Origin of the sequence: Methylocaldum sp. RMAD-M (assembly GCF_017832375.1) — a bacterium.
Lineage (GTDB): Bacteria > Pseudomonadota > Gammaproteobacteria > Methylococcales > Methylococcaceae > Methylocaldum.
This window is the reverse complement of sequence record NZ_JAFIBZ010000002.1, coordinates 13188-39381: the sequence shown is the minus strand read 5'-3', so window position 1 is coordinate 39381 and position 26194 is coordinate 13188. Positions and strand designations below refer to the sequence as shown.

Here is a 26194-nt window from a genome sequence, read left to right as displayed (position 1 = left end):
CCTAAGCCGGAGGGGTTATGAGCAGCTTGAACGATATGGTCGTAGGTCGGCAATCCTTTGCCGACGAAGGCGTCGGGAAGAGATTCCCGACCTACTCTAGGGCACCTCGAAAAACCTACTGCGCGCCCCCATGTGCTGCGTTGCGCGGTGCTCGGAATCCTCATGTACTCCATGTACACTCCGGTTCCTGTGCTCCGGGCGCCTTGCACTCGGGGCGCTCGCGACGGTTTTTCGAGGTGCCCCTACTGTCGCAGCGCCCTGGAGAGCGGAGTAACCCATGAGCAGCTTATCCAACAAGATTCAAGACGTTTTCAACGAGCCCGGTTGCGGAAAAAACCAGGGCAAGTCGGAAAAGGAGCGCAAGAAAGGCTGCACGAAGCAGTTGCAGCCTGGCGGAGCGGCCGGCGGTTGCGCTTTCGACGGCGCCAAGATCGCGTTGCAGCCCATCACCGACGTGGCTCACCTGGTTCACGGGCCCATCGCCTGCGAGGGCAACTCCTGGGACAACCGCGGCTCCAAATCCTCCGGCTCCAATCTCTGGCGCACCGGCTTCACCACCGACATCAACGAAACCGACGTGGTTTTCGGCGGCGAGAAGCGACTGTTCAAATCGATCAAGGAAATCATCGACAAATACGATCCGCCGGCGGTCTTCGTCTACCAGACCTGCGTGCCGGCCATGATCGGCGACGATATCGAAGCCGTGTGCAAAGCGGCCTCGAAAAAATTCGGGAAGCCGGTCGTACCGGTCAATTCGCCCGGCTTCGTGGGTCCCAAGAACCTCGGCAACAAACTGGCGGGCGAGGCCATCCTCGACCACGTCATCGGCACCGAGGAGCCCGAATACACCACGCCTTACGACATCAACATCATCGGCGAATACAACCTTTCCGGCGAGCTGTGGCAGGTCAAGCCGCTGCTGGACGAGCTCGGCATCCGCATCCTGTGCTGCATCTCCGGCGACGCCAAATACAAGGACGTGGCCAGCTCCCACCGCGCCAGGGCGGCCATGATGGTGTGCTCGAAATCCATGATCAACATCGCCCGCAAGATGGAGGAACGCTACGAAATTCCGTTCTTCGAAGGCTCCTTCTACGGCATCGAGGATACCAGCGAGGCGCTTCGGGAAATCTCGCGCCTGCTGATCGAGCGCGGCGCGCCCGCCGAACTCATGGAACGCACCGAAGCCCTGATCGCCCGGGAGGAAGCGCGGGCGTGGGCCGCCATCGAGCCGTACAAGAAGCGCCTGACCGGCAAAAAGGTGCTGCTCATCACCGGCGGCGTGAAATCCTGGTCGGTGGTGGCCGCGCTTCAGGAAGCCGGCATGGAGATCGTCGGGACCAGCGTCAAGAAGTCGACCAAGGAAGACAAGGAGCGGATCAAGGAGATCATGGGCGAAGACGCCCACATGATCGACGACATGACGCCGCGCGAAATGTACAAGATGCTCAAGGATGCCAAGGCCGACATCATGCTGTCCGGGGGCCGTTCGCAGTTCGTCGCCCTCAAGGCCAAGATGCCGTGGCTGGACATCAACCAGGAACGCCATCACGCCTATATGGGTTACGTCGGCATGGTCGAACTGGTCAAGGAAATCGACAAGGCGCTGTACAACCCGGTCTGGGAACAGGTGCGGAAGCGCGCGCCCTGGGAAGAAGCGACGTGGGAAGAGGTGGCCGATTCCGCCATCGCCGCCGAGGCGGCTGTCTTGGCCGCGAATCCTGAACTGGCTCGCGAAAAACGCCGCTCCACTCCGGTTTGCAATTGCAAATCGGTCGCTCGCGGCGCTATCGAGGACGCCATCGTCGAGCATGGATTGAGCTCGGCGGACGCGGTGTCGGAAAAGACCCAGGCGGGAACGGGCTGCGGCAGTTGCAAAGGCAAGCTGGAAAAGATTCTCGAAACGATGGACCACTGGCACCCGGACGCAGGGAAAGCCGCGTCGCAAGCTCAGCAGGCCGCATGAGGTAACGCCATGGCCACCGTGATCACCCCGAAGAAATCCTGCTCGGTCAACCCCTTGAAGATGAGCCAGCCGATCGGCAGCGCGCTCGCTTTCATGGGGATCAAGAACTGCATGCCGCTTTTCCACGGCTCGCAGGGCTGCACCTCGTTCGGACTGGTCCTGTTCGTGCGGCATTTCAAGGAAGCGATTCCGTTGCAGACTACCGCCATGAGCGAAGTGGCGACCGTGCTCGGCGGACTCGAAAACGTGGAGCAGGCGGTCATCACGATCGCCAACCGGCAAAAGCCTTCCATCATCGGCATCTCGTCGACCGGCGTGACCGAGACCAAGGGCGACGACGTGGACGCCTATATCAAGCTGATCCGGGAGAAGCATCCCGAGCTGGACCACATCGCTCTTGTTTATGTGTCGACGCCCGATTTCAAGGACGCGTTTCAGGACGGCTGGGCCAAGACCGTGACCAAGCTGGTCGAGCAACTGGTCGAACCGGTTCCGGTCGGCGCCGCGCGCCTTCCCAACCGGGTGAATCTTTTGCCGGGCGCCCATCTTACGCCCGGAGACATCGACGAACTCCGCGACGTGCTCGAAGCCTTCGGCCTTGAGGTCCTGGTCCTGCCGGACCTCTCGGGCTCCCTGGACGGCCACATCCCTGACGATTTCACGCCGACCACCCTGGGCGGCATTTCCCTGGAAGAAATCGCTAGCCTCGGACGATCCGCGCATACCATCGCGGTCGGCGAACAGATGCGCGAGGCCGCGGTCGCCCTGGAAGCCAAGACCGGGGTTCCCTACACCCTGTTCGATCGGCTCACGGGGCTCGAGCCGAACGATGCGCTAATCAGCCTGTGTGCCCGAATCAGCGGACGGCTGGTTCCGACCAAGATCCGCCGCCAGCGCGGCCAGCTGGTCGACGCCATGCTCGACGGCCATTTCCATTTCGGCGGCAAGAAAATCGCCATAGGCGCCGAGCCCGACTTGCTCTGGACCCTGAGCGAATGGGCCAGGGAACTCGGCGCCGAAACCGCCGCGGCGGTGACGACCACGGCCTCTCCGCTGCTGGAGCGAATCTCCACAGAGGAAGTCCTGATCGGCGACTTGGAAGACCTGGAAGCTCGCGCTGCCGGCTGCGATCTTCTGATGACTCACTCTCACGGGAGGCAAGCGGCGGAAAGACTGAAGATTCCGTTCTACCGCATCGGCATCCCCATGTTCGATCGACTAGGCGCCGCGCATCAGACCATCGTCGGTTATCGCGGGACCCGCAACCTCATTTTCGAGATTGCCAATATGTTCATCGCCAACGGCCATGAGCCCACGCCTGAAACCTGGTATCGATCCGAGGAGAACGAACGTGCTGGCACGGCGGCGGTTGCGGCTCATTAAGCCGGAAGCTCAATCAAACGAATCCTTTTATCGCGGAGGAAGCATGAAGGTCGCATTCTCTACCCAAGACCTACAACGGGTCGACGCCCATTTCGGATGGGCCAAGAACATCGCCATCTATGAATTGTCGGCGGAGGGCTATCGCTTCCTCGAAGCCGTGCAATTCGAGGGCGACCTGCAGGAAGACGGCAACGAAGACAAGCTGGCTCCGAAGCTCGAAGCCATCAAGGACTGCGCAATTCTTTACGTCGCCGCCATCGGCGGTTCCGGCGCGGCGCGGGTGGTGGCCCAGGGCATACATCCCATGAAGGTTCCGCAGCCCGAGCCTATCACCGATCTCTTGGACAAACTCCAGCAGGTCCTCAAAGGCACTCCGCCGCCCTGGCTCCGCAAGGTGCTGGCGAAGGAAGGCAAGGGGCAGGACCGTGAATTCGATTTTGAAGAAGAAGAGGTGGAACATGGCTGAAGCATTGGCAGTAAAAACCGAAGGCGCGGCATCGCCCATGGAGTCGGCGTTCATCAAGGAATTGGTCAAGCAATGGCGCGCGCAGGATTCCTACGGCACCTGGGACGGCAAGAGCGACGAAATGCTGCTCGAACCTTACATCCTCACCAAGGAGAAGCGGCAGGCGATTCCCATCGTCGGCGATCCCGACCCCGAGATTTTGTGGCGTCTGGAACTGTTCTATAACGCCGTCGGCCTTTCCATCGAGCGGGCCAGCGGGGTCATGGTGACGCCCATGATGAAGATGTCGCACGAAGGCTTCGGCCGCATGGTACTGATCGCCGGCCGGCTGATCGTGGTGAACAAGCAGTTGCGCGACGTTCACCGGTTCGGATTTCCGTCCATGGAAAAACTCGCGGAGGAAGGCGAGAAACTCGTGGCCGCAGGAGTGGACATGATCAACAAATATTCCGAAGTGGCCCGCTACAGTTGAGAACAACGTAGGGTGGGTCAGGCCGGATCCGGCCGTAACCCGCCGGAAACCGCGAGAAGGCGGGGCACAGTCATCGACGGAACCCCGCCCGAACCGGCAAACCAACGAGGCACCCATGACAGACGCAGAAGATACGAAAGCCAAACTGAAAAAACTGAACGCCCAGGCGACCGCGCTGAAAATGGATCTCCACGACTTGGCCGAGGATTTGCCCACCGGCTGGGAGCGAATCCTGGAAGTCGCGGAGAAAACCTATCAGGCCTATCGTGAACTGGACGAATTCCGCAAAACCAGCGCTGGTTAGGAGTCTACGATGAGCGAATTTACGGTCACCCTACCCGGGGGCAAGGTATGGACCCCCAAATTTGTCGAGATCATCGACCAGGAGAAATGTATCGGCTGCGGACGCTGCTATAAGGTCTGCGGACGCGAAGTCCTGGAGATGGTCGGAGTCAACGAGGACGGCGAAATAGTCACGCTCAGCCAGGACGAGGACGAGGACGACGAATACGACAAGAAAGTGATGTCGATCGCCAACGTCGCGAACTGCGTGGGGTGTGAGGCTTGCGCCAAGATATGCCCCAAGCAGTGCTATACCCACGAAGCGGCGGCAGCCTGATGCCAGCCCCCATGCGCCAGCCCATCCCGAACGCTTCGGCGCCCGTTCCCTCGGCGGTCCATTACGATCCGCTGATGGGCTACGCCCGCGACCCGCAGGACTCCGTGACCCGCACCTTCGTTTCGGCGATCGAGATGGCGCGGAGTTCGTCCAGGCTGACGGGGCGGGCGGCCTTCGGGCTCGATGCGGATGAGTTCGAGGGGCTGCTCGACCGGTATTTTCCGGGCGCCGCGAGCATTTATCTCACGCCGGCGTTGAAAGCATCGCTTGCGGGCACCAAAACCCGCCGGATAGAGACGGACGAATTCGAAGATCTCGTGGCGCTGCTTTTGGAACACCGCGGCGACGACAGCCGGGAGAGCCGCTGGCTGGCTTACGCGATCGCCGCCTGCTGCATGGGGGACGACCATCTCTGGCAGGACATGGGCTTGCCCGACCGAAAGGCCCTATCCGACCTTCTGGCACGCCGTTTTCCCGCGCTGTTCGCTCGAAATACCGGCGGCATGCGCTGGAAGAAGTTTTTCTACAAACAGCTCTGCGAACGCGATGGGGCCTTCGTCTGCCGCTCCCCCAGCTGCGCGGAGTGCGTCGAATATTCCAATTGTTTCGGACCCGAGGAGGAAAGCGCATGGCAACCGGCGAAGCGATGACCGTACCGGGACTCGGCAAGGCGCCTCCCGCGGGCGCTTGCACCGCGGCGGAATCGCCCCCCGAGTTATGGCAGGCGGTTTTGGAACAAAGCGGAGCGCGGTTCGACGATTCCGGAGTCATCGACTTCGGGCATGTCGAAGCCGAGCGCCGGCAAGCGCTGAGCGCCGATGTGATGGCGGACCTGTCCCATTACGGACTGATCGAAGTCAAGGGCGACGACGCCCAGAAATTTCTGGCGAGTCTATTCACCGGCGACGTGCGCCTGGTGTCGGCGGAAAAGGGACTGTTCACCGCCTGGTGCGACGCCAAGGGAAGGGCGCAGGCGACGTTCTGGCTGTTCGTGCACGACGGCGCCTTTTACCTTCTTCTGCCGAAAGGTCTCGTGAAGTCGGTTTTAACCGGATTGAAACTATACCTTCTCAGGGTCAAGGCGACTCTCACTGATGCCGGCAGCGACCTGGTCCGCGTCGGTTTATCCGGTCCGAGCATGGAATCCCGGCTCGCCGCCTTGTTCGGCGCGCCGCTGCCCGAACAGGCCGGGGATACCCGCAGCTACGGGGCTTGCACCCTAATGGCGATCACCGGACAACCACACCCCCGCTGGGTTCTTGTCGGCAGCGCGGCGGCGGTTGCCGAAACGTGGCAAAACCTTCTGTCCAGTGTTTCGCCCGTAGGGCGGGACGCCTGGTCTCTGCTGGACATTTTGGCCGGCATACCGCTGCTGGTGCCGGAAACGGCCGGCGAGTTCATCCCGCAGATGCTGAACATGGAGGCCCTGGGCGGCCTGTGTTTCACCAAAGGCTGTTATCCGGGACAGGAAGTCATCGCGCGGCTGCATTACCGCGGGCAGCTCAAACGGCGCCTATACCTGGCCTACGTCGCCGGCGATTCGGTTCCGCCGCCCGGTACCACGCTTCATATCGAAGGCATTGCGGAAAGCGTCGGAACAGTGGTCTCCGCCACGCGCCATCCGGATGGGCGGACGGCTCTTCTCGCGGTGGTGAAGATCGAAGAAAAGGATCAAGGGGAAGTTCGGTTAGCGGATGCTCAAGGACCTGGGCTTCGCTTCATCGAATAGCGGAGTTCCAGACGTAGGTCGGCAATCCTTTGCCGACACCGCAGGTCGAACATCCGTTTTTGTCGGCAAAGCATTGCCGACCTACATCTGGGATTTAGAAAAATCAGGAGTCCCCTCTCTCCGCGAAAGGGAGAGGGAATCGAAAAACGGGCGAGTTGGACGGTAGGCGAAATCGCCTTATCGCGGTGCCCGGCGGGTTACGGCCGCCGCCTAATCCGCCCAACAACGCTACAAGCCACCGAAAGACAATCGATCCAAGAACAAATGGAGACGTTATGACCAGCAGAATCCGCGAACTCAAAGTCGACGTTAAAACCGTTTATCTCGGAGAAGAAACCCATCGCGACGGAGAACGTTACGTATTCGCCTACACCGTGACCATGGAAAACACCGGCACCGTTCCGGCGAGGCTGCTCGGCCGACGCTGGGTGATTACCGACGCCAACGGCAAGACGATCGAAGTCGTCGGTGAGGGCGTGGTGGGGGAGCATCCGTATTTGCGCCCCGGCGAAGCGTTTCAGTACACCAGCTCGGCAATGATCGAAACCCCGGTGGGCAGCATGCAGGGCAGCTATCAGCTGCTGGCCGACGACGGGGTGCCTTTCGAAGCGCCCATCGCGCCCTTCCGACTGGCGATTCCGCGTACTCTCCATTGACCGGCAACCAGACAAGAGCATGACCTTGAACCATCCGCCCAACCAAACCTATGCCCCTTCAGCCGCCGCCGGCTTGGTGCCCATCGTCGTCGAGCAGTCCCCGCGTGGCGAAAGAGCGTTCGATATCTATTCGAGGCTGCTGAAAGAGCGGGTCATCTTCCTGGTCGGCCAGGTCGAAGACTATATGGCCAACCTGATCATCGCCCAATTGCTGTTTCTGGAATCGGAAAACCCCGACAAGGACATTCACCTTTACATCAATTCTCCGGGCGGGTTGGTCACCGCAGGCCTCGCCATTTACGACACCATGCAGTTCATCAAACCCGATGTCAGCACCCTGTGCATAGGCCAGGCGGCCAGCATGGGCGCCTTGCTGCTCGCGGGCGGCGCGGCGGGGAAACGTTTTTCTCTACCCCATTCCAGGATCATGATCCACCAGCCTCTGGGCGGGTTTCGGGGACAGGCCAGCGATATCGACATCCACGCGCGGGAGATCCTGTCGCTCCGCGATCGCCTGAACGGGATACTCGCCAGGCACACCGGGCAGCCCATCGAAAAAATCCGGACCGATACCGACCGCGACAATTTCATGAGCGGGGACGACGCCAAAAGATATGGCCTCATCGATAACGTACTCAGCCAGCGGAATCGGCCTGGCGACGAGCTTTGACGCGAAAGGCGGCATGCCGGCCGGACACGGGCATGACCGAATCAACATCCAGCTAAGAGGGTAAAAGCAATGAGCGACGAAAAAAACGGCAAGGAAAGAGGCGGAAAGCTTCTCTACTGTTCATTTTGCGGAAAAACCCAGCATGAGGTCAGAAAGCTTATTGCAGGTCCGGCGGTATTCGTCTGCGACGAATGCATCGAATTATGCAACGACATCCTGCGCGAGGAGTTGGAAAGTACTTCCGATGGTGGGGATAAGCTTCCCACGCCCAAGGAAATCAAGGCCATATTGGACGACTATGTCATCGGCCAGGAAAGACCCAAGCGGATTCTCGCGGTCGCGGTTTACAACCACTACAAAAGGCTGCGCGTCAAAGCCCACGCCGGGAAAAACGACGTCGAACTGGCCAAGAGCAACATCCTCCTCATAGGGCCTACCGGTTCCGGCAAAACCCTGCTGGCGGAAACCCTGGCGCGTATCCTCAACGTGCCCTTCACCATCGCCGACGCCACCACCCTGACGGAAGCCGGCTATGTCGGCGAGGACGTGGAAAACATCATCCAAAAGCTCTTGCAGAAATGCGATTACGATGTCCAAAAAGCCGAGTCGGGCATCGTCTATATCGACGAGATCGACAAGATCTCGCGCAAATCGGCCAATCCCTCGATTACCCGCGACGTGTCCGGCGAGGGCGTGCAGCAGGCCTTGCTCAAGCTGATCGAGGGCACCGTCGCATTGATCCCGCCCCAGGGCGGGCGCAAGCATCCGCAGCAGGAATTCCTGCAAGTCAACACGGCGAACATTCTGTTCATCTGCGGAGGTGCGTTCGCGGGTCTCGACAGGACCATCCGGGCGCGTTCCGAAAAAGGCGGCATCGGTTTTTCCGCCGAGGTGAAAAGCAAGGAGGACCGCCGCAATGTGGGCGAGATCTTAGCCGGAGTCGAAGCGGAAGATTTGATCCGTTACGGCCTGATCCCCGAGTTCGTCGGACGGCTGCCGGTGGTGGCGACGCTCGAAGAGCTGGACGAGGAGGCGCTGGTCAAGATCCTGACCGAGCCGAAAAACGCCCTGGTCAAGCAGTACCAAAAACTGTTCGAGATGGAAGGCTGCGACCTCGACATCCATTCCGACGCCCTGAAGCTGATCGCCCAGCGCGCCATCGAGCGCAAGACCGGCGCGCGCGGCCTCAGAACCATACTCGAGAACGTTCTGCTCGACACGATGTACGAACTGCCGTCCGACGAGTCGGTGACCAAGGCCGTCGTCGACGAAAGCGTGGTGCGCGGCAACAACCCGCCCTATCTGGTCTATCGAACCGAAGAAAAGCAATGCGCGTCGGCTTGAGCCGCCCAGCGGAGTCTTGGCTTATCAACCCGGCGCGGCGACAAGCCGCGTGAGTTAGGCCTAAGCGCGTACCGGCTTGGGCGGCGACCCGAAAGACCAGGAGGGTATTTACGGGCCTGATTAATAGTTTGGAGGGCTTTTATCGTGGAAACTGAATCGACCGACAACGTTCATCCTGCGGAGAACCGCGTTCCGGTGCTGCCTTTGCGCGATGTGGTGGTCTATCCGCAAATGGTCGTCACCCTGTTCGTCGGGCGGGAGAAATCCATCGCGGCGCTGGACGATGCCGTGCAATCCGGCCAGAAAATCCTGGCCGTGACGCAGAAGGACCCCAAATGCGACGAGCCGGAGTTCGCGGACTTATACGAAACCGGCACCCTGTGTGCGGTCGATCAGCTTTTCAAGCTGCCGGACGGTACCGTGAAGGCGTCGATCAAAGGCGCAAGGCGCTGCCGAATTAAGGAGTATCAGGTGGCCGACAGCCATGACATGGCCCTCGTCGCGCCGCTGCACGATCAAGTCAATTTAAGCATCGCGGAGATGGACGCCCTCATGCGTATCGTCACCGGCGCTCTCGACCAGTATGTCAAACTCGATCATCAGATTCCGCGGGAAATCGTAAACGCTCTTCCGGATATCTCAGAGCCAGGCCGGCTGGCCGATACCATCGCCGCGCACATGGCTCTCAAGATCGAAGACAAGCAGGCGCTGCTGGAAACGGTCGATATCGCCGCCCGCTTCGAAAGACTGATCATGGCGATGGAAAGCACGGTCGACCGCCTTGAGGTGGAAAAGCGCATCCGCGGACGAGTCAAGCAGCAGGTGGAAGACAACCAGCGCGAGTATTATCTGAACGAACAGATGAAAGCGATCCGGAAGGAACTGGGGGAACTGGGCGAGACGCCCGACGAGTTCGACGCGCTGGCCGAAAAGATCGTCAAGGCGAGAATGCCCAAAGCCGCCCGCGCCAAGGCCGAATCCGAGCTGGACAAGCTCAGGCGGATGCCTCCGATGTCGTCGGAATCGACGGTGGTTCGGAATTACCTCGATTGGATGATTGACCTGCCCTGGAAAAAACGCAGCAAGGCCCGCTTCGATCTGAAGCAGGCGGAAGCGCTGCTCGAGGCCGAGCATTACGGCCTCGACAAGGTCAAGGAACGCATCTTGGAGTACCTGGCGGTGCAACAGCGCGCCGGTAACGCGAAGGGACCGATCTTGTGTCTGGTCGGGCCGCCCGGCGTAGGCAAGACATCATTGGGCCAATCCATCGCCCGCACCACTAACCGCAAATATGTCCGCATGGCCCTGGGCGGGGTGCGGGACGAAGCCGAAATCCGCGGGCACCGGCGCACCTATATCGGCGCACGGCCCGGCAGGATCCTTCAGCACCTGGCCAAGGCGAAGACCCGCAATCCCTTGTTCCTCCTCGACGAGATCGACAAGATGGCGATGGATTCGCGCGGCGATCCCGCCTCGGCCCTGCTCGAAGTGCTGGACCCCGAACAGAACCGCGCGTTCAACGATCATTTTCTCGAGGTCGATTTCGATTTGTCGGAGGTGATGTTCGTCGCCACCGCCAATACCCTCAACATCCCCGGCCCTCTCCTGGACCGTATGGAAGTGATCCGCATCGCCGGCTATACCGACGACGAGAAGATCAATATCGCCGCTCGCTATCTCGTTCCCCGGCAAGTCGGGCGGAACGGTCTTAGGGAAAATGAAATCCAGATCACCGATTCTGCCTTGCAGTCCATGATCCGCCATTACACCCGGGAAGCCGGGGTGCGGAGCCTCGAACGGGAAATCGCCACGATTTGCCGCAAGGTCGTCAAGAATCTGCTGCTCAAACCCGGAACCAAGAAATGCGTGGTGACGCACCATAACCTGGAAGATTTTCTGGGCGTGCAGCGCTACCGTTACGGCCGCGCCGAGGAGACCGACCGGGTCGGCCAGGTGACCGGGCTCGCGTGGACCGAAGTGGGCGGCGAATTGCTCACCATCGAATCCGCCGTCATGCCGGGCACGGGCCAGCAGATCTATACCGGGAGGCTGGGCGAAGTCATGCAGGAGTCGATCCGCGCCGCGATGACCGTGGCCCGTTCCCGCGCCGTCGAGCTGGGTATTTCTCCCGGTTTCTATCAAGCCAGCGATATGCATATTCACGTGCCGGAAGGGGCCACGCCCAAGGACGGCCCCAGCGCCGGGATCGGCATGTGTACCGCCCTGGTCTCGGCCTTGACCGATATTCCGGTGCGGGCCGATGTCGCGATGACCGGCGAGATCACCCTTCGCGGCGAGGTACTGCCTATCGGCGGCTTGAAGGAAAAGCTCCTGGCCGCCCATCGCGCAGGCATCAAGACGGTGGTGATCCCTTACGAAAACGAGAAGGATCTGGCCGAGATTCCCAAAAACGTCAAAAAGGATCTCAGCATTCTTCCGGTTCGCCGGATCGACGAAGTGCTCGGCGCCGCGCTGCTGCGCCAGCCCGAATCCCAGGACGCGCCATCCCTGCCCATCGAACAGGACCGCGCTGCCCATGGCGTCGAAAGCGGGGTGGCGATTGCTCATTAAGAATCCTAAACAAGCCTTTGCCCTTAGGGCAGAGATATCTACACAAGGCGCCACCCCGGCAGGGAGTACTCGCCCCTTCCTTGGGGCTTGTCCTTCGGACCGTGCTCCACACGTCCAAATTCGCTCCCCGCGAATTTGTGCCGGGGGCCAGAAGCCAAGGACGGCAACGGCTGGTCACATCCATGTGTCCTGGATTCCGGCAATCCATGCCGGAATGATGGCTGTAGGAACTTGCGTAGATACCTGTGCAACTTTGGAGGGGGTGGGTGAGGACCGTTTAGTCATAGGTCGGCAATCTCTTGCCAACGAGCTCTGCTCAAACAGTTACGCGCTTCAGCGTTTTTTATAGAGGAACCTTATGGCCAACAAGATCGGTATATTTTTCGGCTCGGACACGGGTAACACGCGGCGCGTCGCGAAATCGATCGCCAAGAAACTGGGCGATGCCGCGGATGCACCCGTCGACGTGAAGAAAGCCAGCCCCGACGACCTGCTCAAATACGATGCGCTGATCCTCGGCACCCCGACCCTGGGCGACGGCGAGCTGCCGGGCCTTTCCGCGGGCTGTAGCGACGAAAGCTGGGAAGAGTTTCTGCCGAAACTGGAGGGCAAGGATCTGAACGGAAAGGTCGTGGCCCTGTTCGGACTGGGCGATCAGGAAGCCTATGGTCACGAGTTCGTCGACGCTCTGATCCTTCTGTACAACTTCGTCGTCGAAGCCGGCGCCAAGGTGGTCGGTTTCTGGTCCACCGACGGATACACGTTCGAGAAATCCAATTCGATCATCGACGATAAGTTCGTCGGTTTGGTCATCGACCACGAAAACCAGAGCGACGAGACCGAAGAGCGCATCGATACCTGGCTGGCCGAGATCAAGCCGGCTCTGCTGGGTTAAAGCGCTTTTCGCTACAGTGGCGGCGGCGTAGGTCGGCAATCCCTTGCCGACGTAAACGATTGGTCGGCCCTCTGCATCGGGAAAGGATTCCCGACCTACTTCCGGGGCAGCGGCGTAGGTCGGCAATCCCTTGCCGACGGAAACGGTTGGTCGGCCCTCTGCGTCGGGAAAGGATTCCCGACCTACTTCCGGGGCAGCGGCGTAGGTCGGCAACCCCTTGCCGACGGAAACGGTTGGTCGGCCCTCTGCGTCGGGAAAGGATTCTCGACCTACGTTACGAGGGCTCATAAGTCGGCGATCTTGCCGATGTACGGATTGAAGAGAGAGGTGATGTCATGCTGGATACGGTCATAGTCGGAGGCGGATTGTGCGGCTTGGCGCTGGCCGCCGATCTGGAGCGCCAAGGGCGATCCTATCTCCTGTTCGAGGCTCGCTCTCGCCTGGGCGGGCGTATTCTCTCGGTGCCATCGGGCACGTCCGGGATGGCGCTGGACTTGGGTCCGACCTGGTTCTGGCCTGACATCCATCCGCGCATCTCGCGCCTGGTGGCCGATCTGGGACTCGCCTCCTTCGCCCAGCACGACCAGGACGATGTCCTCGGCCTCAAGAACGCGGACGGCAAGCTCGAATCCCTGGGCAGTGCTCCGGTCCATAACGGCGCCATGCGATTGGAAGGCGGCATGGCGGCTTTGGTGCATGCCCTCGTGGACCGGATTCCCGAAAGCCGGCTGCGCCTGGAACAGGCACTTATTGCCGTGGAAGAGCGGGGCGATCGCGTCGCTCTCCATTTTCGCTGCGGCAATGCCTTATCGGTAGTCGAAGCTCGCCGGGCGGTACTCGCCATTCCGCCCCGTGTGCTGGAGGAGCAGGTCCGGATGGAACCCGCGCTCGACGACGAACTGCGCCGGGCGATGCGGGAAACGCCCACCTGGATGGCCGGAGAGGCCAAGGCCATGGCGGCCTTCGCTCGCCCCTTTTGGCGCGAGGCGGGCTTGTCCGGCAACGGTTTCGCCCGGCATGAGCAGGCGGTACTCGGCGAGATTTTCGACGCCTGCGACGCCACCGGAGAGAAGGCCGCCCTGGGAGGCTTCGTCGCGCTGTCGCCGGAGCAGCGCGAGGCGTTTAGAGTGGGCATGCCGATGCTGATCCGGAGCCAGTTGGTCCAATTCTTCGGCTCGGAGGCGGAGCTGGGCGAACAGCATTATCAGGATTGGGCGACGGAACCGTTCACCTGTAGCCGACTGGACCTCGTGCCGCCGGATCAGCACCCGGAATACGATAATCCTGTCCTGAGCCGGGCGTACTGGGACGGAAAGCTTTTGTTCGGCGCTTCGGAAACCGCCCGCTACGGCGGCGGCTATATGGAAGGCGCACTGGAGGCCGCCGCGCGGATTCAGCGGCAGTTGGCGGAAGTTCCGGTCAACTCGACCAACTCCAACAGCCTCGCGCGCTTCCGCGAATGGGTGAGCGGTCAAAGGCCCGCCGCCCTCGAGCATTACCAGCGGAGCCTGCACCGCCATCTCTCCACCCAGCAACGGGATCAATTGACTCAACTCTCACTGTTGGAGACGGTGGAGGACATTTACCGCGAAGCCTTGCGGCAACTCGATGAACTGCCTCTCGAAGGGGGCTCGGTGGCTGTCGTCGCCGGCCGGTCGGACCTCACCCCTCCGATTCTTGCGCCGTTCACGGGATTCAACGATGCGCTGATCGACGAGGCGCTGCGCTTCAATCGCAGCTCGTGCGCCCTGTCCAACTTTCCGGTAGAGCACGATCCGTCGCCCGATTACGTGCAGACCATCCGCAGGGATCTGGCCGCCGCTTGGCGCGAATTCGCGCTTACGGTCAACGCCCGAATCGTGGCACGCACCGCGGCTCCGGAGCTGGCCGACTGCGCATGAGTGCGTTGGTTTAATTTCAGGCGAAAGGGCAGCGAGGCGTGCTCGGAACAAAACGCTTTTCAAGGTTCAGAAAGCCATGATCTATATCGTCGAAATTCCCCATGAAGGCCGGGCGTCCGCGTGGTTCGCATTCGACCGGGACGATTTCGTCCGCAAGGTCCGGGCCGCGAAAGAATCCGGAGACACCACGGTCTTCGCCGCGCTGAGCCCGCGCCAGCGTCTCGAAGCGGCAAGCCTTGCGCCCGACTCACCCGGCGCCCGGGCGGCGCAGCCGGCCGTTTTCGACGATGCGGACCGCCACGGCTGGGACACCGTTCTGTACCGGGCCGATTTTCTTCTGAGCCCCGGTCTCTGGCAGGCCGAGCCGGTATCGGAACTCGAGGCTTGCGCCGCCGCCGTCGCCCACGAACGGAAAGCCTGCCGCGTGTATCTGTCCGATAACGCCGCGGTAGCGGCGCTGTATGGAGACCCGCTCTATGACGGACGGGACGGGTTTTACGCACACATGGCCCTGCGCGAGCAGCTCATCGCCATGGAAGCCATTTCGGACGATTTATGACGGTCGAACAACTGATAACTGCCTTGCTGGAAATGCCGAAAAACGCGGTCGTGCTTTACGAAGGCGATGCCGGCTACGCTCTTGTCGGCGGCCTGCATTTGCAGGAAAACGGAAACGAGCTGCCGGACGAGGTTATCCTGTTTCCCGATATGAACGAATGAGGCTAGGGATACCAGGCTCGATGGATGCCACGGCTGTGCTGTTTGCCAACGAAGCCTTCTATCACGCGTTTTCCCAGCGCGATTTCGACGCCATGGAGCGCTTGTGGGCGCGGGAGTGGCCGGTGCTCTGCATTCATCCCGGCTGGCCGGTGCTGACCGAACATGCCGCCATCATCGAAAGCTGGCGGCGTATTTTCCGGAATCCGGCGACCGGCACGGTAACTCCGCATTACGCCAGAGCCTTTGTCTACGGCACCGTCGCCACGGTGGTGTGCTACGAAGAAATTCAGGGAGCGCTGCTGGTCGCCAACAATACGTTCGCGATCGAGAGGGACGAGATCCGCATCGTCCATCATCACGCATCCCATTGCGCCAATCCGCCGCCGCCGGAACCTAAGGCCGCACCGGCGGTGCAGTAATGCGCCGGGATAGTTGAGGTTTTATTCCATTCGGCATTCGAGTGGACATTGATCGTAGGATGGGTTAGGCCGCCAGGCCACAACCCACCGAGCGGCCTCGGACCTGTCCTGAGCCAAGTCGAAGGGGCGGTGGGTTACGCTCGGCTAACCCACCCTACAAAAATGAATTCCTTAATTGAAAACGATTTGGAATTATTTCGGCTAATTAAGTTAGGTGGTCAAATGCAAAGCACGATCAGGCAAGAAACGATACCCCAACGAACCATCACGATAGAAGGCGAGCACGCGAAATTGGCGTCCCCGGAAGAGATTGCCGATGGCATTCGGGCGGCCGTGGAGGTGTTCGAGCGCAACGGCGTCGATCCGCTGGATTGCGCCGCGGCGATCGAAAAGCTCGAAAAGGATGAGTTGCTCAACCGTGACGAAGCCTTGCTCTGCGTCATCTGGGATCAGGCCGAGGAAGCAGCCTTCAGAGCCGTTACCGTGGGTTGGCTAAGCCGCGCCGTGGACATTCGGATCGCGGTTTCCTGAGCGATAGAACAGGACTGTCGGCAAGGGATTGCCGACGGATCAACATCGTCAAGTAGGTCGGGAATCCTTTCCCGACGCGGCTGAGCTCGGCAGTCGTACTTCGCTCTTTCAGCGCCCCTGTCGCTTCCGACGAACGACGTTTGTCGCGCATGCGGTATGATCCGCCAAACTCAACCCTTCTCACCTCAACTCGAAGCTGTGAAGTTAAGGCGTTATTAGTTCGTAGGGCGGAATAGCGTACTCGCGTATTCCGCCGAATGAGAACTGAATGTTAGGCTATCAATAAGACCATTATGTACGAACTGGCAATATTGATTCATGTTATCGGCGCAACGGTTTGGACCGGAGGTCATATAGTCCTTTCGGTTGCAGTATTGCCTGATGTGTTGAAACATAAGGATTTAAACTATATTCGCCGGTTTGAATCCGGTTACGAAAAGATAGGGATTCCAGCCTTAATCGTCCAAATAGTATCCGGTTTATATCTGGCAAGCTTTCTCATACCAGAGGTTTCGCAGATCTTTGATTGGGCGAATCCTGCGGTTAAGTTGCTATGGGTAAAATTATCTTTGTTGCTGATTACAGCCCTGTTGGCGGCCGACGCTAGGCTGCGAGTAATACCGAATCTGAGCGCTTCAAATTTAAATTCTCTTGCGTTCCGTATCATTCCTGTAACGGTGGTTTCAGTGCTGTTTGTGATATCCGGCGTTTTGTACAGATTTGGGTGGTTCGCTTAACTCGAACGATGCGCTTCGTGCCTCAGCGCATCCTACGCGGGCTTATTTCGGTCTACAAAGTTGCGGCAGCATGGGGAAAATTGCGGACTGGAGCATTTTGGGTTCCGATGTATAGTCTAAGTTCGTAGCGGCCGTTTACGGCGCCTGGTTTCGAGCCGGTCTGTCCTGTACGCCGGCGACTTTTGTAAAACCCTTTTCGGGTTCCTTCCGGTTACGTCTCTTAGTCCAGGGTGTCACGTTCCGGATACCGTTTGTCTCTGATGCGACAAGTGCCCGGTTTTTGTTTCGAGAAACAGATTTCGGCTATCCGGCGTGCAGGATTTCCGTATGAACAAGGAGGATCAATACATGACTGCTTTCGGCTTCAGCAGAGTTCCTCGTAGACATTTGCTGCTTTTCGCGGCGCTGTTCGGTTCGACAGTAGAGTCCGCCGAGGCGACCACCCTCACGGTGGGTGCGATTGACGCCAACGGCGTGGCTTGCACCTTGGCCGATGCCATCGTCGCGGCCGATAACAATATCAGCGCCGGCGGCTGCCCCGCGGGTTCCGAGGACGATACCGACATCATTGAACTCACCGGCGACGTCATCCTGGCGGAAGCCTTGCCCGAGGTGAGGAGCTACTGCAGTCCGGAGCCCGATCCTTGTGCTGAGAGTGTTCAAACCCGCATCACGATCAACGGCCACGGTCATTCGATCGCACGCTCGCGCGATCCGGATACCCCGGAATTCGACCTGCTCACGCTTTTTGCGCTCTGTGGCGAGGGCATCTTTATGCCCCCGCCGATCGTCATGCTGAATGACGTTGTGCTGAAACATGGCCAAACCGGCATTTCGTTGAAGGTTGCGACCCTCGGCATCGAGTGTCCGCCGGAGCTTGAGCTGGTGAATAGCCGTATTACCGACAACAGCGGCGATGGCATCTCGGCGCGCTTTGCCTCGATGCGGCTCACGAACAGCGTGATCGAGAGCAATGGCGGCCGCGGCATCGGAGGATACGCTACCGACATTCATTTGACGGACAGCACCGTCGCTCATAATGCGGATCGTGGTGTCTCGGCCCTTGGCGGCCTTCCATTTTATGAGAGACGAGGGGTGCTCTCCGTGACCCGCAGCACCCTCGCCGGCAATACCGGCGGTGGCGTCGAAGTTGCCGGTCTACACGCCACGCTCGTGAACAGTACCGTGTCCGGAAACGGAAATACCAAGACTACGGGAGGCGGCATTCACGTGATACCCAGCGATAGCAGCGATGAGCAGCCGGTAACCGAATTAACGCTCATCAACACCACCGTTTCCGATAACGTCGCTGAGCTTGGCGGAGGCGTATACCGCGACAGCGGAGAGCACCGGATCTTTATCGACAGAAGCACCGTGATCAATTCGATTCTTGCCGATAACACCGGCGGTGACTGCATGAGCGCCCCCGGCACCACGCGCATCGCCTTCAGCGGGCAAAATCTGATCGAGGACGGCGGGTGTTTCGACCCGAGCTATTCGAATCCCCCGCTGATCGGCGATCCCAAGCTCGGTCCCCTTGAGGACAATGGCGGGCCGACGCTGACCCACGCGCTTCGAAGGGACAGCATAGCGCTGAATCGGATTGCCTTCATTCACGACGTGAACGGCAATCCTCTGGGCTGCGAAGGTACGACCGACGGCGTTTCCGCCGGAGTCGTCACCGATCAGCGCGGGGTCAGCCGGGCGCGGCCCGATGACGACTTTTGCGACATCGGCGCTTTCGAACGCGCCTTCCCATCCGCCGCGGGCGAATGCAAGAACGGCGGCTACAGGAAATTCGGCTTCGATAGGCTTGAACAGTGTCTCCGGTACCTGACCCAGCGGAAAACGCAGTCGCATTAGAGCGTTTTTGCGTCAGGCTAACGGGAATGAGAAGTCTTCTGTTCGGGTTGAAAAAGCCGCAGGACGCAACCCCCGACAGGAGCACAAATCATGACGAAATGGGAGTTTGTCGGCGGGCCTGCTGACGGCGGAGATGGCCCAGTGGGTACCGGCCGAAGAGAAACCGCCGCGCAGCGGCTTATCTGAACGACGGCTTCCCCTGCGGCTAGAGCGTTTTCCGAGTCGGTGTAAGGGATTCGGATATGTAGGTCGGCAATCCCTTGCCGACGTATCGGCTCGGCGAAGGGCGTTGTCGGAAGGGCAGCTCTGGCGCTCCCAGAGATGCCGTTTGCGATTGGAAGGGTCGCGACTAAAGCGACCGTTTGCGATTGGAAGGGTCGCGACTAAAGCGACCGTTTGCGATTGGAGGGATTCCCAACCTACGCGCGAGTGCCCGTACAGTAGGTATGAAAATGCTCTAAGTACATTCCGTAAACTTTTACGGAATCTCGACAGATTAGTTTGATTGGCGGGTTTCTCCTGTAGTGGTGCGTATGCCGCAAGACATTCCCTGAATGTACTTAGATCTTGCATTAGACGGGCATTAACTTACTCGGAGGTAAAGCGATGAAGAAGCGTATAGTCAGGATCGTGTCCATCGGAATTGTCCTTAACCTGTTCCTGGCGGGCACTACATGGTCGGAGGAGGCTAAGGTCAAGTATCCCGAAGCTTATCGAGACTGGACGCACGTAAAGTCAATGGTGATCCAGCAAGGGCATCCTCTCTATGATTCCTTCGGCGGAATTCATCATATCTATGCCAATGACGAGGCACTGAAGGCCATGACCAAGGGCGATACCTATCCCGATGGTTCAGTGCTGATTTTCGATCTCCTCGAGGCGAAGAGCGAGAACAATGCCATCGTGGAGGGTGACCGAAAAGTTCTTGGGGTAATGGAGAAGGATTCCGAGAAGTTCAAGGAAACCGGAGGATGGGGTTTCGAGGGATTCAAAGGAGATACCCAGGAAAGAGTGGTCAAGGACGCGAAGAACGAATGTTTTTCTTGCCATGTACCCCAGAAGCAGTCGGATTACGTATACAGCACTTACCGCAAGTAGTCATCCGATATCGATCGGGTATCCAGTCGGTTGCCTGGTGGGTTACGGCATTGCGGCCGCGACGACAGCGGAGGCGATGCGCCAGGCGGTTCATCAGTTCCAGCCCGACCTGGTGCTATGTCCGATGCTCGCCTAGGTCGGTCATTCCCCGCGACATTTGGAAACGGTACACGTGCATCATCCTCCATCCCGGAATCGTCGGTGACCGTGGCGGCAATTCGCTCGATTGGGCGATTCTGAACGAGGAAACGCATAAGGGGCCTCACCGCGGTGGAGGCCGCGGACCAGGTTGATTCCGGTGCGATCTGGGCGACCTACGAATTCAAGATGCGGTCGGCGAGCAAGAGCAGCCTGTACCGAGATGAGGTGGCGCGCGCAGCGGTCAAGGCCATGTTGGTCGCGGTGAGGCGCTTCGAAAGCCGCTTGTTCGTGTCGTGAAGGCCGAGTAGCGGCAAATCGACTGGAAATGCGATCCCGTCGCCACGATCCCGAGGAAGATCCGTTCCGCCGACGGCGCCCCCGGCGTGCTGGACGGGATCAGCGGGCGGCCTGAGCGATGGCGTGAACAGCCCCCGTAGAGCGGAGTAGGGTACTCCGGTATTCCAATCACAAACGGTCATCCGGGGAGCGCCGGAACCGCCATTCCACCGAATGCGCCCTACGCGAGCTAATCCGTGAGATAGAAGGTGATGGTCGTAACGAGCCGGACCTCTTTCTCAATGCTCTTGGTGTCGCCGTACTCCTCGCCGACATCACGAATAATGAAGCCACCCTGCTGCGCGTCCCTTATGCCGCCAACCTTGACTCCGGCATCGGCCGCGAACTCGTTCGCGGCAATACGAGCGTTTGTAGTCGCTTCCTTTACCATGGCTGGCTTTATCTCGTTTAGCTTCGTGAAGTGATAGGCTGGCGCGTTGTTCTGTATATCAATGCCCTGGGCTATTAGCCTGTTTAGCTTCGATCTCGCTTCCGAAACCAAACGAACTTTGCCGGTTTCGACATCAATCGATCCGACAAGCATATGCCTCTCTTCGACAAGCTGTTGCTTGTCGTCCCGGAACTCTTTCTTCTCGTAGTCAATGACACCGGGCGAAACTTCCGACTTCTCAAAACCGCTTTCCAGGAGCAGCGACACGATCCGCGACTGATCAGCTTCCGACTGTTCATAGAGTTTTGACACCGGGGTCGTTCCGCTTCCGGATACGGTGTACTGGATCTTCCAATAGGCCCGATCCGCCTCGACCCGCCTCTCGGCTAGGCCCTTCACCTCCGCGGTGTTAATGCCGACCTTGGCGTTATACAACGTTTGGCTGACAAAGTAGCCGCCAACAGCGATTCCTAGGGAAAGGGCCAAAGAAACTACTAGAAGCTCAGCTCGACCAATGTTGTTCATCACATCTTCCCCCTGTTGTCCCCACTGTATCGCCTAGCGCCCTGCCGAGCGGCGCGGGGCATGAAAGCAAACAGACACCGCGGACGATCTTACGGAGTCCGGATACATTCGTTTAAGCCCTGGAACAAAGTTTAGGCGGTTTCCCGCGTCGGTCCGCCCGCCAACGCCAGTTCGTCGCTGCCGCGACGTGCTCGCATGATATGCCGGCATGAGCGTTCCGCCATTTTCCCGTCTGGCGCTTTTCCGATCAACCGAAAGGAACCGGCCGCAAGACTGAGAATCCAGCCAAACAATCCGCCGTAATGGAGTGATTCCGTTGTATCTTCCGCGACTCTTCTATCACATCGTTGGAGCCCGCATCCTATGCGGGTCAGATGATTTATAGCCGCAGGATGGGCAAAGCATAGCGTGCCCATCGAGTACATTCGTCGGCAAGGAATTGCTGACCTACAAAATCTCAATCCCGGTTTGCGATAGCGTTTCTTTGTGCCATGCGTATGCGTTCCGCGATTCCTAGCGGGCTGGATTCGTAAGCGGCCTTCGCCTCGTCCAGCGCGGCTTGGGCGGTGGCGGCTTCTTCCGCCGTCAGCGGCAAGCGGCCTGCGATATGGGTGGCGTCCGGCACGGCCTTTAGTATGGCTGCCCAGTTCGGGTGCTCGTGGATCGGAATCAGTCGGTCGGCCTCCTTCTTGCCTTCGAGACAGATGGCCATACCGATGACCTCAACCTTGCGGCCGTCTTCTGTGGTTTTGATATAAGTAGCCATGGCGGTTTTATCCTGAGATTCGGAATTTCTGTATCGATGACTTATCGCTACGACTTGATGCGCGGACGCTCGGAAGCGGAGTAGTTGCTGAAATGGCCTTCCCGCGCGGCTTGCGCTCGGGCCTTCGACACCAGGCCGGCCGTTTTGCCTTGAGGGGCCGTCAGTGAAGGTAGTTTTTCCAAGGTCTGTGCCCCGCACTCCGGACAGGACGGAACGGCGGACAGGCTGACCAGTAATTCGAAGGTTTTGTCACATTGCTTGCAATGAAAGTCGTAAATCGGCATAGATCGATCTCTCGTCAGTCAATCAAAAACCATCCCGCGGGCCTACTCCGTAGACGGAGCGTTAGGCGCGGCGCCCGTTCCGCCTTGCTGTTCCCGCTGCCATTCGGAAGGCGTATAGACCTTCATGCTGATGGCGTGCAACGCGCCGCTTGCCAGGGGTTCTTTGACGGTTGCCAGAACTTTTTGCTGACGCCGGACCGGCGATAAGCCTTCGAAAGCCTCCCCGATGATCACGATCGAGAAATTACAGCCTTCGCCTTCAACCGAGAGTTGGCAATCGGGCAGGGCGGTTTCGATCAGGCTACGGACTTCCGCGATCTCCATGGCGATCAGTCCGCTTTTTTGCCGGCGACGGCTTTTTCCAGCATGGGCTTGAGCTCGCCCTTCTGCGCGATTTCCGCAACGATATCGCTGCCGCCGACGAGTTCGCCGTTCACGAACAATTGGGGAAAGGTGGGCCACTCCGAGATGCTGGGCAGCTTCTCCCGGATCGAAGGCGCCTGGAGCACATTGACGTAAGCGAAGGGAACGCCGGTGGACTGAAGTGCCGCAACGGCCTTGGCGGAAAAACCGCATTGCGGCATATCGGGTACCCCTTTCATGTAGAGGAGGACCGGATGGGTCGCGATCTGTTCGCGGATGGTATTTTCGATGCTCATTGCTGATCCTCTCATTAGTTAATCAATCGGCTTATTCCATTCGGCATTCGAGTGAACATTAATCGTAGGGTGGGTTAGCGAAGCGTAACCCACCGATTCGAGGTTGCTCGGTGGGTTACGGCCTTGCGGCCTAACCCACCCTACAAAAATGAATTCCTTAATTGAAAGCGATTTGGAATTTGGAATTAGGTCTGCCGGCAGGTGCGAATTTGTCGCACCCGCCACGATTATGACGGCCGGATCTCAAAATCCGGACGCAAAGCCCAGCAACTCGACGGTGATGTCTTCCGTCCCCAGAACCTTGGCTTGGCACGCCAGGCGGGATTTGGAGCCCACGCCCACGATCGTGTCCAGTTTCGCGTGCTCCGGAGCAGCGGTCCTGGATACCCCCTTTTTGCCGGCTTGCACGAAGATGTGGCAGCTGCCGCACTCGGCGTTGCCGCCGCACTTGTGCATGATTTCTTCGCCGGCCGCCAGTATCGCCTCCAAAAGGCTCATCCCTTCCTGGACCTCGACGGTTTTTCCGGATGGCATTATGGTCAGAGTCGACATGTGATTACCTCGTTTTGTTTTTTGTGGATTGAAAATTCAATACGTCACGGAGATTGAGTGGGTCGGATCTTCCATGACGGATTACAATCCCGCGGCGAGGGAGCCGATCACCGAGCCGCCGACCGTGTCGGCGGAGTCCAGTTCCCTCAATTTACCGAGTATTTCCTCGCAGCCGCGAGCATCGCCCTGGCGCAAGCGGATGAAGGCCAGCGCCTTGAGCGAAAAAAGGTAGAAATGCTGGGGACTGTTGTGCAGGGTCCAGTCCGCAGTTTCCGGGGTCAGGCTCGCATAGCTTTCCGGAAAGCCGCCTTGACGCGCGGCGGTTTTCAAGGCCGAGCGCGCCGCTTCCTCGGCGTCCGCCAGCCGGCCCTTGTAGAAATAGAATTTGTAGAGCGAGAAATACACCGGCAGAGCTTCGGGCGCCTCTTGCCGCGCCTGCTGCAACAGCGCTTCGGCTCGCGCCGTGTCGGCATAGGCGCTCATGGCTTCCTCGAGCAGGCCGCCGACCTTGGGCGGCACGTCGCCGGCATAAAAGACTTCACGCATGGCTGTTCCGCGCTCCACGATCGGGATTCCTCAAGACCAAACCGCCGCGGGTGCTAACAGGCGTTCCACGGGTTCGCCTTTTTGCAGGTGCTCGCTGACGATCTCGCCCACGTCTTCCGGCTTGACCTTGGTGTACATCACGGCATCGGGGTAAACGATGACGGTGGGCCCCAAGTCGCACGCGCCGAGACAGCCGGTGCTGGTCAGCTGGAATTTTCCGTGGAGCTGGCCGGCCTCGAATTGCTGGGCGAAGGTCTGGAGCACCGCCGCGCAGCCCAATTGCGCGCAAGATCCGCGCGGATGTCCGGGAGGTCTCGATTGGGCGCAGACGAACACGTGTTTTTCGGGTTTAGCCATTCTTTATTCCTCGTAGCAAGATCAAACGGATTCGTTTTTAGATGGTGCCGGGCTTGCCGTCGCTAGCCTCTCGTTTCCGGGTCGAAAGGCTGGCCTTCATGCTCTCCAGCGAAATGCTCTTGCCGTCCTGATCCTGAAAGACCTTGAACACTTTTTCCTGGGCCGCGTTCGAGGTCACGAAATCATCATGTGCGCGGGTCAGATATTCCTTGCAGATGTTCCAGGCCGAAGCTTCGTCCAGGTCGTCCGGGATCGGCGATCTGGCAAGGTATTGGTTGAAGCGCTTCAGGATGTGCAGGCGGTTGACGTTCACGACGTCGGCTTGATACGGAATGCCGAAAAAATCGAAGAACTCCTCGGCCGCGGAGAAACCTTCTATGCGTTGCAGTACCGGATTCATGGAGATGCCTTTCTAAGGTTGATTTCGGATCGTAAGCGCATCGGGCAGGCCGGGCAGGGCGGGGATGGGTTCCGACGCCGCCGTTTCCCGATAAAAACTCATGAGCTCGGCCGTGCTCGGCGCGCGCTTGGTTTGATTCGCATGCAGGCGGATTCTGCGCAGAAGCTGGGCGGCGGCGATTTCGGTCAGCTCTATCCCGAGGTCGCGAAAGCGCTGGATGACGCCGTGCGTTCCCGAATGCTTGCCAAGCACCAGGCGGTGTTCGCGCCCGAGATCCTTGGGATTTACGCCCTGATAATTGAGTACGTTCTTGAGGATGCCATCGACGTGTATGCCCGCCTCGTGGGTAAACACGGCCTCGCCGACGATGCTCTTGTTGGGCGCTACCGGACGTCCCGACGCTTTGGCGACGAGCTCGGAAATCGCTCCGAATCGGCTGACATCGATGCCGGTGGGCAACTGATACAACTGGTGCAGGGCCATGACCGTCTCTTCGAGGGCGGCATTGCCGGCGCGTTCGCCGAGGCCGTTGACCGTGGTGTTGACATGGCTGGCGCCCGCCTGGATCGCAACCAGGGTATTGGCGGTGGCGAGGCCGAAATCGTTGTGGGCATGCATCTCGACTTCGAGATCCACGGCGTCGACCAGCCGCCGGATACGTTCGAAGGTGGCAATCGGGTCGAGTATCCCCAGGGTGTCGGCAAAGCGGATGCGCCTCGCACCCGCCCGCTGGGCGGTTTCCGCGACCCGCAGCAGAAATTCGGGGTCGGCGCGCGAGGCGTCCTCGGCGCCCACGCAAACATCCATGCCGGTAGCCAGCGCGCGTGGCACGACACGGCTTATCGTCGCGATAGCCCAGTCGCGATCGCGGCCGACCTTATGGCGCAACTGGATATCCGATACCGGAATCGACAAATTGACCAGATGCGCCCCGCAGCCGGTAGCCGCTTCCAGATCGGCCTCGCACATCCGGCCCCAGACCATCAGCCGCGAGGGCAGGTCGAGCGCCGCAATGGCGGCGATGATCTCGCGTTCCTCCGGTCCCATCGTCGGGATGCCGACTTCCATTTCGGGAACACCGGCGGCGGCCAGGGCGCTAGCGATGGCGAGCTTCTCCTCCCAGTTGAAGGCGACCCCGGCGGTCTGTTCGCCGTCGCGCAGAGTGGTATCGTTGATGACGACCTTCCTGGATTCCAT

At 59.6% G+C, this 26194-nt stretch carries 31 protein-coding genes and 1 pseudogene; 21 read left to right on the top strand and 11 right to left on the bottom strand.

All coding sequences use genetic code 11. The features are described from left to right. Positions 1-277: 277 nt before the first annotated feature. The 21 genes and pseudogenes from nifE to JOD69_RS02135 all read left to right on the top strand — a co-directional run bounded on the left by nifE (position 278) and on the right by JOD69_RS02135 (position 20040). Entirely contained in the window at positions 278-1966 is a 1689-nt protein-coding gene (nifE, locus tag JOD69_RS02235) for a nitrogenase iron-molybdenum cofactor biosynthesis protein NifE (RefSeq protein ID WP_077729066.1), read from the top strand. A gap of 9 nt (positions 1967-1975) precedes the next feature. Further along, complete coding sequence (nifN, locus tag JOD69_RS02230; RefSeq protein WP_077729067.1) at positions 1976-3349, top strand: nitrogenase iron-molybdenum cofactor biosynthesis protein NifN; 1374 nt, start codon at positions 1976-1978, stop codon at positions 3347-3349. 43 nt (positions 3350-3392) lie between these two features. Beyond that, positions 3393-3815: a nitrogen fixation protein NifX gene (nifX, locus tag JOD69_RS02225; protein ID WP_077729124.1), complete on the top strand. Its 423-nt coding sequence runs from the start codon at positions 3393-3395 to the stop codon at positions 3813-3815. Next, on the top strand, positions 3808-4287 hold the full coding sequence (locus tag JOD69_RS02220; RefSeq protein ID WP_077729068.1) for a NifX-associated nitrogen fixation protein: 480 nt from the start codon (positions 3808-3810) through the stop codon (positions 4285-4287). Before nifX ends, JOD69_RS02220 begins: the two co-directional genes overlap by 8 nt. A 115-nt stretch (positions 4288-4402) precedes the next feature. After that, positions 4403-4591, top strand: a complete 189-nt coding sequence (locus tag JOD69_RS02215; RefSeq protein WP_077729069.1) for a CCE_0567 family metalloprotein — start codon at positions 4403-4405, stop codon at positions 4589-4591. 9 nt (positions 4592-4600) lie between these two features. Then, positions 4601-4906, top strand: a complete 306-nt coding sequence (gene fdxB, locus JOD69_RS02210; RefSeq protein ID WP_077729070.1) for a ferredoxin III, nif-specific — start codon at positions 4601-4603, stop codon at positions 4904-4906. After that, positions 4906-5556 (top strand): nitrogen fixation protein NifQ, encoded by a 651-nt coding sequence (locus tag JOD69_RS02205; protein ID WP_240502431.1) that lies wholly within the window; start codon positions 4906-4908, stop codon positions 5554-5556. Before fdxB ends, JOD69_RS02205 begins: the two co-directional genes overlap by 1 nt. Then, a complete protein-coding gene (locus tag JOD69_RS02200; RefSeq protein ID WP_240507119.1) occupies positions 5535-6635 on the top strand; it encodes a folate-binding protein in 1101 nt (366 codons plus the stop codon). The genes JOD69_RS02205 and JOD69_RS02200 overlap by 22 nt, the downstream gene beginning before the upstream one ends. Before the next feature lie 275 nt (positions 6636-6910). Further along, a complete protein-coding gene (apaG, locus tag JOD69_RS02195; RefSeq protein ID WP_077729073.1) occupies positions 6911-7291 on the top strand; it encodes a Co2+/Mg2+ efflux protein ApaG in 381 nt (126 codons plus the stop codon). A 25-nt stretch (positions 7292-7316) separates the two neighbouring features. After that, a complete protein-coding gene (clpP, locus tag JOD69_RS02190) occupies positions 7317-7961 on the top strand; it encodes an ATP-dependent Clp endopeptidase proteolytic subunit ClpP (RefSeq protein WP_280858277.1) in 645 nt (214 codons plus the stop codon). Positions 7962-8030: 69 nt separating this feature from the next. Beyond that, complete coding sequence (clpX, locus tag JOD69_RS02185; protein ID WP_077729075.1) at positions 8031-9305, top strand: ATP-dependent Clp protease ATP-binding subunit ClpX; 1275 nt, start codon at positions 8031-8033, stop codon at positions 9303-9305. 144 nt (positions 9306-9449) lie between these two features. Continuing rightward, a pseudogene (lon, locus tag JOD69_RS02180) lies at positions 9450-11792 on the top strand (endopeptidase La); the annotation flags it as partial. A gap of 442 nt (positions 11793-12234) precedes the next feature. Beyond that, positions 12235-12771 (top strand): flavodoxin, encoded by a 537-nt coding sequence (locus JOD69_RS02175; protein WP_086135380.1) that lies wholly within the window; start codon positions 12235-12237, stop codon positions 12769-12771. Positions 12772-13106: 335 nt separating this feature from the next. Further along, on the top strand, positions 13107-14672 hold the full coding sequence (locus JOD69_RS02170; RefSeq protein WP_086135381.1) for an FAD-dependent oxidoreductase: 1566 nt from the start codon (positions 13107-13109) through the stop codon (positions 14670-14672). A gap of 76 nt (positions 14673-14748) precedes the next feature. Continuing rightward, positions 14749-15231 carry a hypothetical protein gene (locus tag JOD69_RS02165; protein ID WP_086135382.1) on the top strand — a complete coding sequence of 161 codons (483 nt, stop codon included), beginning with the start codon at positions 14749-14751 and terminating at the stop codon, positions 15229-15231. Beyond that, positions 15228-15392, top strand: coding sequence for a hypothetical protein (locus JOD69_RS02160; protein WP_166642633.1), 165 nt, complete (start codon positions 15228-15230; stop codon positions 15390-15392). Before JOD69_RS02165 ends, JOD69_RS02160 begins: the two co-directional genes overlap by 4 nt. A 20-nt stretch (positions 15393-15412) precedes the next feature. Next, positions 15413-15811, top strand: coding sequence for a nuclear transport factor 2 family protein (locus JOD69_RS02155; RefSeq protein ID WP_166642634.1), 399 nt, complete (start codon positions 15413-15415; stop codon positions 15809-15811). A 222-nt stretch (positions 15812-16033) separates the two neighbouring features. Beyond that, complete coding sequence (locus tag JOD69_RS02150) at positions 16034-16342, top strand: hypothetical protein (RefSeq protein WP_086135384.1); 309 nt, start codon at positions 16034-16036, stop codon at positions 16340-16342. 293 nt (positions 16343-16635) lie between these two features. After that, complete coding sequence (locus JOD69_RS02145) at positions 16636-17079, top strand: CopD family protein (protein ID WP_086135385.1); 444 nt, start codon at positions 16636-16638, stop codon at positions 17077-17079. A gap of 348 nt (positions 17080-17427) precedes the next feature. Continuing rightward, a complete protein-coding gene (locus JOD69_RS02140) occupies positions 17428-18942 on the top strand; it encodes a right-handed parallel beta-helix repeat-containing protein (protein ID WP_210023783.1) in 1515 nt (504 codons plus the stop codon). A 606-nt stretch (positions 18943-19548) separates the two neighbouring features. After that, positions 19549-20040, top strand: coding sequence for a cytochrome P460 family protein (locus JOD69_RS02135; RefSeq protein WP_086135387.1), 492 nt, complete (start codon positions 19549-19551; stop codon positions 20038-20040). Between the two features lie 314 nt (positions 20041-20354). Here the strand turns inward: JOD69_RS02135 and JOD69_RS02130 are convergent, their stop codons facing one another. The 11 genes from JOD69_RS02130 to nifV form a co-directional block, all read right to left on the bottom strand. Continuing rightward, complete coding sequence (locus JOD69_RS02130; protein ID WP_139841160.1) at positions 20355-20660, bottom strand: hypothetical protein; 306 nt, start codon at positions 20658-20660, stop codon at positions 20355-20357. Positions 20661-20707: 47 nt separating this feature from the next. Then, complete coding sequence (locus JOD69_RS02125; RefSeq protein WP_086135388.1) at positions 20708-21433, bottom strand: SIMPL domain-containing protein; 726 nt, start codon at positions 21431-21433, stop codon at positions 20708-20710. Positions 21434-21890: 457 nt separating this feature from the next. Beyond that, a complete protein-coding gene (locus JOD69_RS02120; protein ID WP_077729087.1) occupies positions 21891-22199 on the bottom strand; it encodes a hypothetical protein in 309 nt (102 codons plus the stop codon). Between the two features lie 47 nt (positions 22200-22246). Beyond that, positions 22247-22483: a zinc ribbon domain-containing protein gene (locus JOD69_RS02115; RefSeq protein ID WP_077729088.1), complete on the bottom strand. Its 237-nt coding sequence runs from the start codon at positions 22481-22483 to the stop codon at positions 22247-22249. Between the two features lie 42 nt (positions 22484-22525). Further along, positions 22526-22807, bottom strand: a complete 282-nt coding sequence (locus tag JOD69_RS02110) for a BolA/IbaG family iron-sulfur metabolism protein (protein ID WP_086135389.1) — start codon at positions 22805-22807, stop codon at positions 22526-22528. A 5-nt stretch (positions 22808-22812) separates the two neighbouring features. Further along, positions 22813-23142, bottom strand: a complete 330-nt coding sequence (gene grxD / locus JOD69_RS02105) for a Grx4 family monothiol glutaredoxin (RefSeq protein WP_086135390.1) — start codon at positions 23140-23142, stop codon at positions 22813-22815. 243 nt (positions 23143-23385) lie between these two features. Further along, the gene (locus tag JOD69_RS02100) at positions 23386-23694 is read right to left on the bottom strand and encodes a 2Fe-2S iron-sulfur cluster-binding protein (RefSeq protein WP_077729091.1); all 309 of its coding nucleotides are present in this window, start codon (positions 23692-23694) and stop codon (positions 23386-23388) included. Between the two features lie 81 nt (positions 23695-23775). Beyond that, positions 23776-24240, bottom strand: coding sequence for a hypothetical protein (locus JOD69_RS02095; RefSeq protein ID WP_077729092.1), 465 nt, complete (start codon positions 24238-24240; stop codon positions 23776-23778). 30 nt (positions 24241-24270) lie between these two features. Beyond that, positions 24271-24597, bottom strand: a complete 327-nt coding sequence (locus JOD69_RS02090) for a (2Fe-2S) ferredoxin domain-containing protein (protein ID WP_077729093.1) — start codon at positions 24595-24597, stop codon at positions 24271-24273. 37 nt (positions 24598-24634) lie between these two features. Then, positions 24635-24997, bottom strand: a complete 363-nt coding sequence (locus JOD69_RS02085; protein WP_077729094.1) for a nitrogenase-stabilizing/protective protein NifW — start codon at positions 24995-24997, stop codon at positions 24635-24637. 12 nt (positions 24998-25009) lie between these two features. Next, a complete protein-coding gene (gene nifV, locus JOD69_RS02080) occupies positions 25010-26194 on the bottom strand; it encodes a homocitrate synthase (protein ID WP_077729095.1) in 1185 nt (394 codons plus the stop codon).

Coding starts and splice junctions, on each gene's coding strand:
- nifE (WP_077729066.1), top strand. CDS start 278: ATGAGCAGCTTATCCAACAAGATTCAAGACGTTTTCAACGAGCCCGGT.
- nifN (WP_077729067.1), top strand. CDS start 1,976: ATGGCCACCGTGATCACCCCGAAGAAATCCTGCTCGGTCAACCCCTTG.
- nifX (WP_077729124.1), top strand. CDS start 3,393: ATGAAGGTCGCATTCTCTACCCAAGACCTACAACGGGTCGACGCCCAT.
- JOD69_RS02220 (WP_077729068.1), top strand. CDS start 3,808: ATGGCTGAAGCATTGGCAGTAAAAACCGAAGGCGCGGCATCGCCCATG.
- JOD69_RS02215 (WP_077729069.1), top strand. CDS start 4,403: ATGACAGACGCAGAAGATACGAAAGCCAAACTGAAAAAACTGAACGCC.
- fdxB (WP_077729070.1), top strand. CDS start 4,601: ATGAGCGAATTTACGGTCACCCTACCCGGGGGCAAGGTATGGACCCCC.
- JOD69_RS02205 (WP_240502431.1), top strand. CDS start 4,906: ATGCCAGCCCCCATGCGCCAGCCCATCCCGAACGCTTCGGCGCCCGTT.
- JOD69_RS02200 (WP_240507119.1), top strand. CDS start 5,535: ATGGCAACCGGCGAAGCGATGACCGTACCGGGACTCGGCAAGGCGCCT.
- apaG (WP_077729073.1), top strand. CDS start 6,911: ATGACCAGCAGAATCCGCGAACTCAAAGTCGACGTTAAAACCGTTTAT.
- clpX (WP_077729075.1), top strand. CDS start 8,031: ATGAGCGACGAAAAAAACGGCAAGGAAAGAGGCGGAAAGCTTCTCTAC.
- JOD69_RS02175 (WP_086135380.1), top strand. CDS start 12,235: ATGGCCAACAAGATCGGTATATTTTTCGGCTCGGACACGGGTAACACG.
- JOD69_RS02170 (WP_086135381.1), top strand. CDS start 13,107: ATGCTGGATACGGTCATAGTCGGAGGCGGATTGTGCGGCTTGGCGCTG.
- JOD69_RS02165 (WP_086135382.1), top strand. CDS start 14,749: ATGATCTATATCGTCGAAATTCCCCATGAAGGCCGGGCGTCCGCGTGG.
- JOD69_RS02160 (WP_166642633.1), top strand. CDS start 15,228: ATGACGGTCGAACAACTGATAACTGCCTTGCTGGAAATGCCGAAAAAC.
- JOD69_RS02155 (WP_166642634.1), top strand. CDS start 15,413: ATGGATGCCACGGCTGTGCTGTTTGCCAACGAAGCCTTCTATCACGCG.
- JOD69_RS02150 (WP_086135384.1), top strand. CDS start 16,034: ATGCAAAGCACGATCAGGCAAGAAACGATACCCCAACGAACCATCACG.
- JOD69_RS02145 (WP_086135385.1), top strand. CDS start 16,636: ATGTACGAACTGGCAATATTGATTCATGTTATCGGCGCAACGGTTTGG.
- JOD69_RS02140 (WP_210023783.1), top strand. CDS start 17,428: ATGACTGCTTTCGGCTTCAGCAGAGTTCCTCGTAGACATTTGCTGCTT.
- JOD69_RS02135 (WP_086135387.1), top strand. CDS start 19,549: ATGAAGAAGCGTATAGTCAGGATCGTGTCCATCGGAATTGTCCTTAAC.
- JOD69_RS02130 (WP_139841160.1), bottom strand. CDS start 20,660: ATGACCGTTTGTGATTGGAATACCGGAGTACCCTACTCCGCTCTACGG.
- JOD69_RS02125 (WP_086135388.1), bottom strand. CDS start 21,433: ATGAACAACATTGGTCGAGCTGAGCTTCTAGTAGTTTCTTTGGCCCTT.
- JOD69_RS02120 (WP_077729087.1), bottom strand. CDS start 22,199: ATGGCTACTTATATCAAAACCACAGAAGACGGCCGCAAGGTTGAGGTC.
- JOD69_RS02115 (WP_077729088.1), bottom strand. CDS start 22,483: ATGCCGATTTACGACTTTCATTGCAAGCAATGTGACAAAACCTTCGAA.
- JOD69_RS02110 (WP_086135389.1), bottom strand. CDS start 22,807: ATGGAGATCGCGGAAGTCCGTAGCCTGATCGAAACCGCCCTGCCCGAT.
- grxD (WP_086135390.1), bottom strand. CDS start 23,142: ATGAGCATCGAAAATACCATCCGCGAACAGATCGCGACCCATCCGGTC.
- JOD69_RS02100 (WP_077729091.1), bottom strand. CDS start 23,694: ATGTCGACTCTGACCATAATGCCATCCGGAAAAACCGTCGAGGTCCAG.
- JOD69_RS02095 (WP_077729092.1), bottom strand. CDS start 24,240: ATGCGTGAAGTCTTTTATGCCGGCGACGTGCCGCCCAAGGTCGGCGGC.
- JOD69_RS02090 (WP_077729093.1), bottom strand. CDS start 24,597: ATGGCTAAACCCGAAAAACACGTGTTCGTCTGCGCCCAATCGAGACCT.
- JOD69_RS02085 (WP_077729094.1), bottom strand. CDS start 24,997: ATGAATCCGGTACTGCAACGCATAGAAGGTTTCTCCGCGGCCGAGGAG.
- nifV (WP_077729095.1), bottom strand. CDS start 26,194: ATGGAATCCAGGAAGGTCGTCATCAACGATACCACTCTGCGCGACGGC.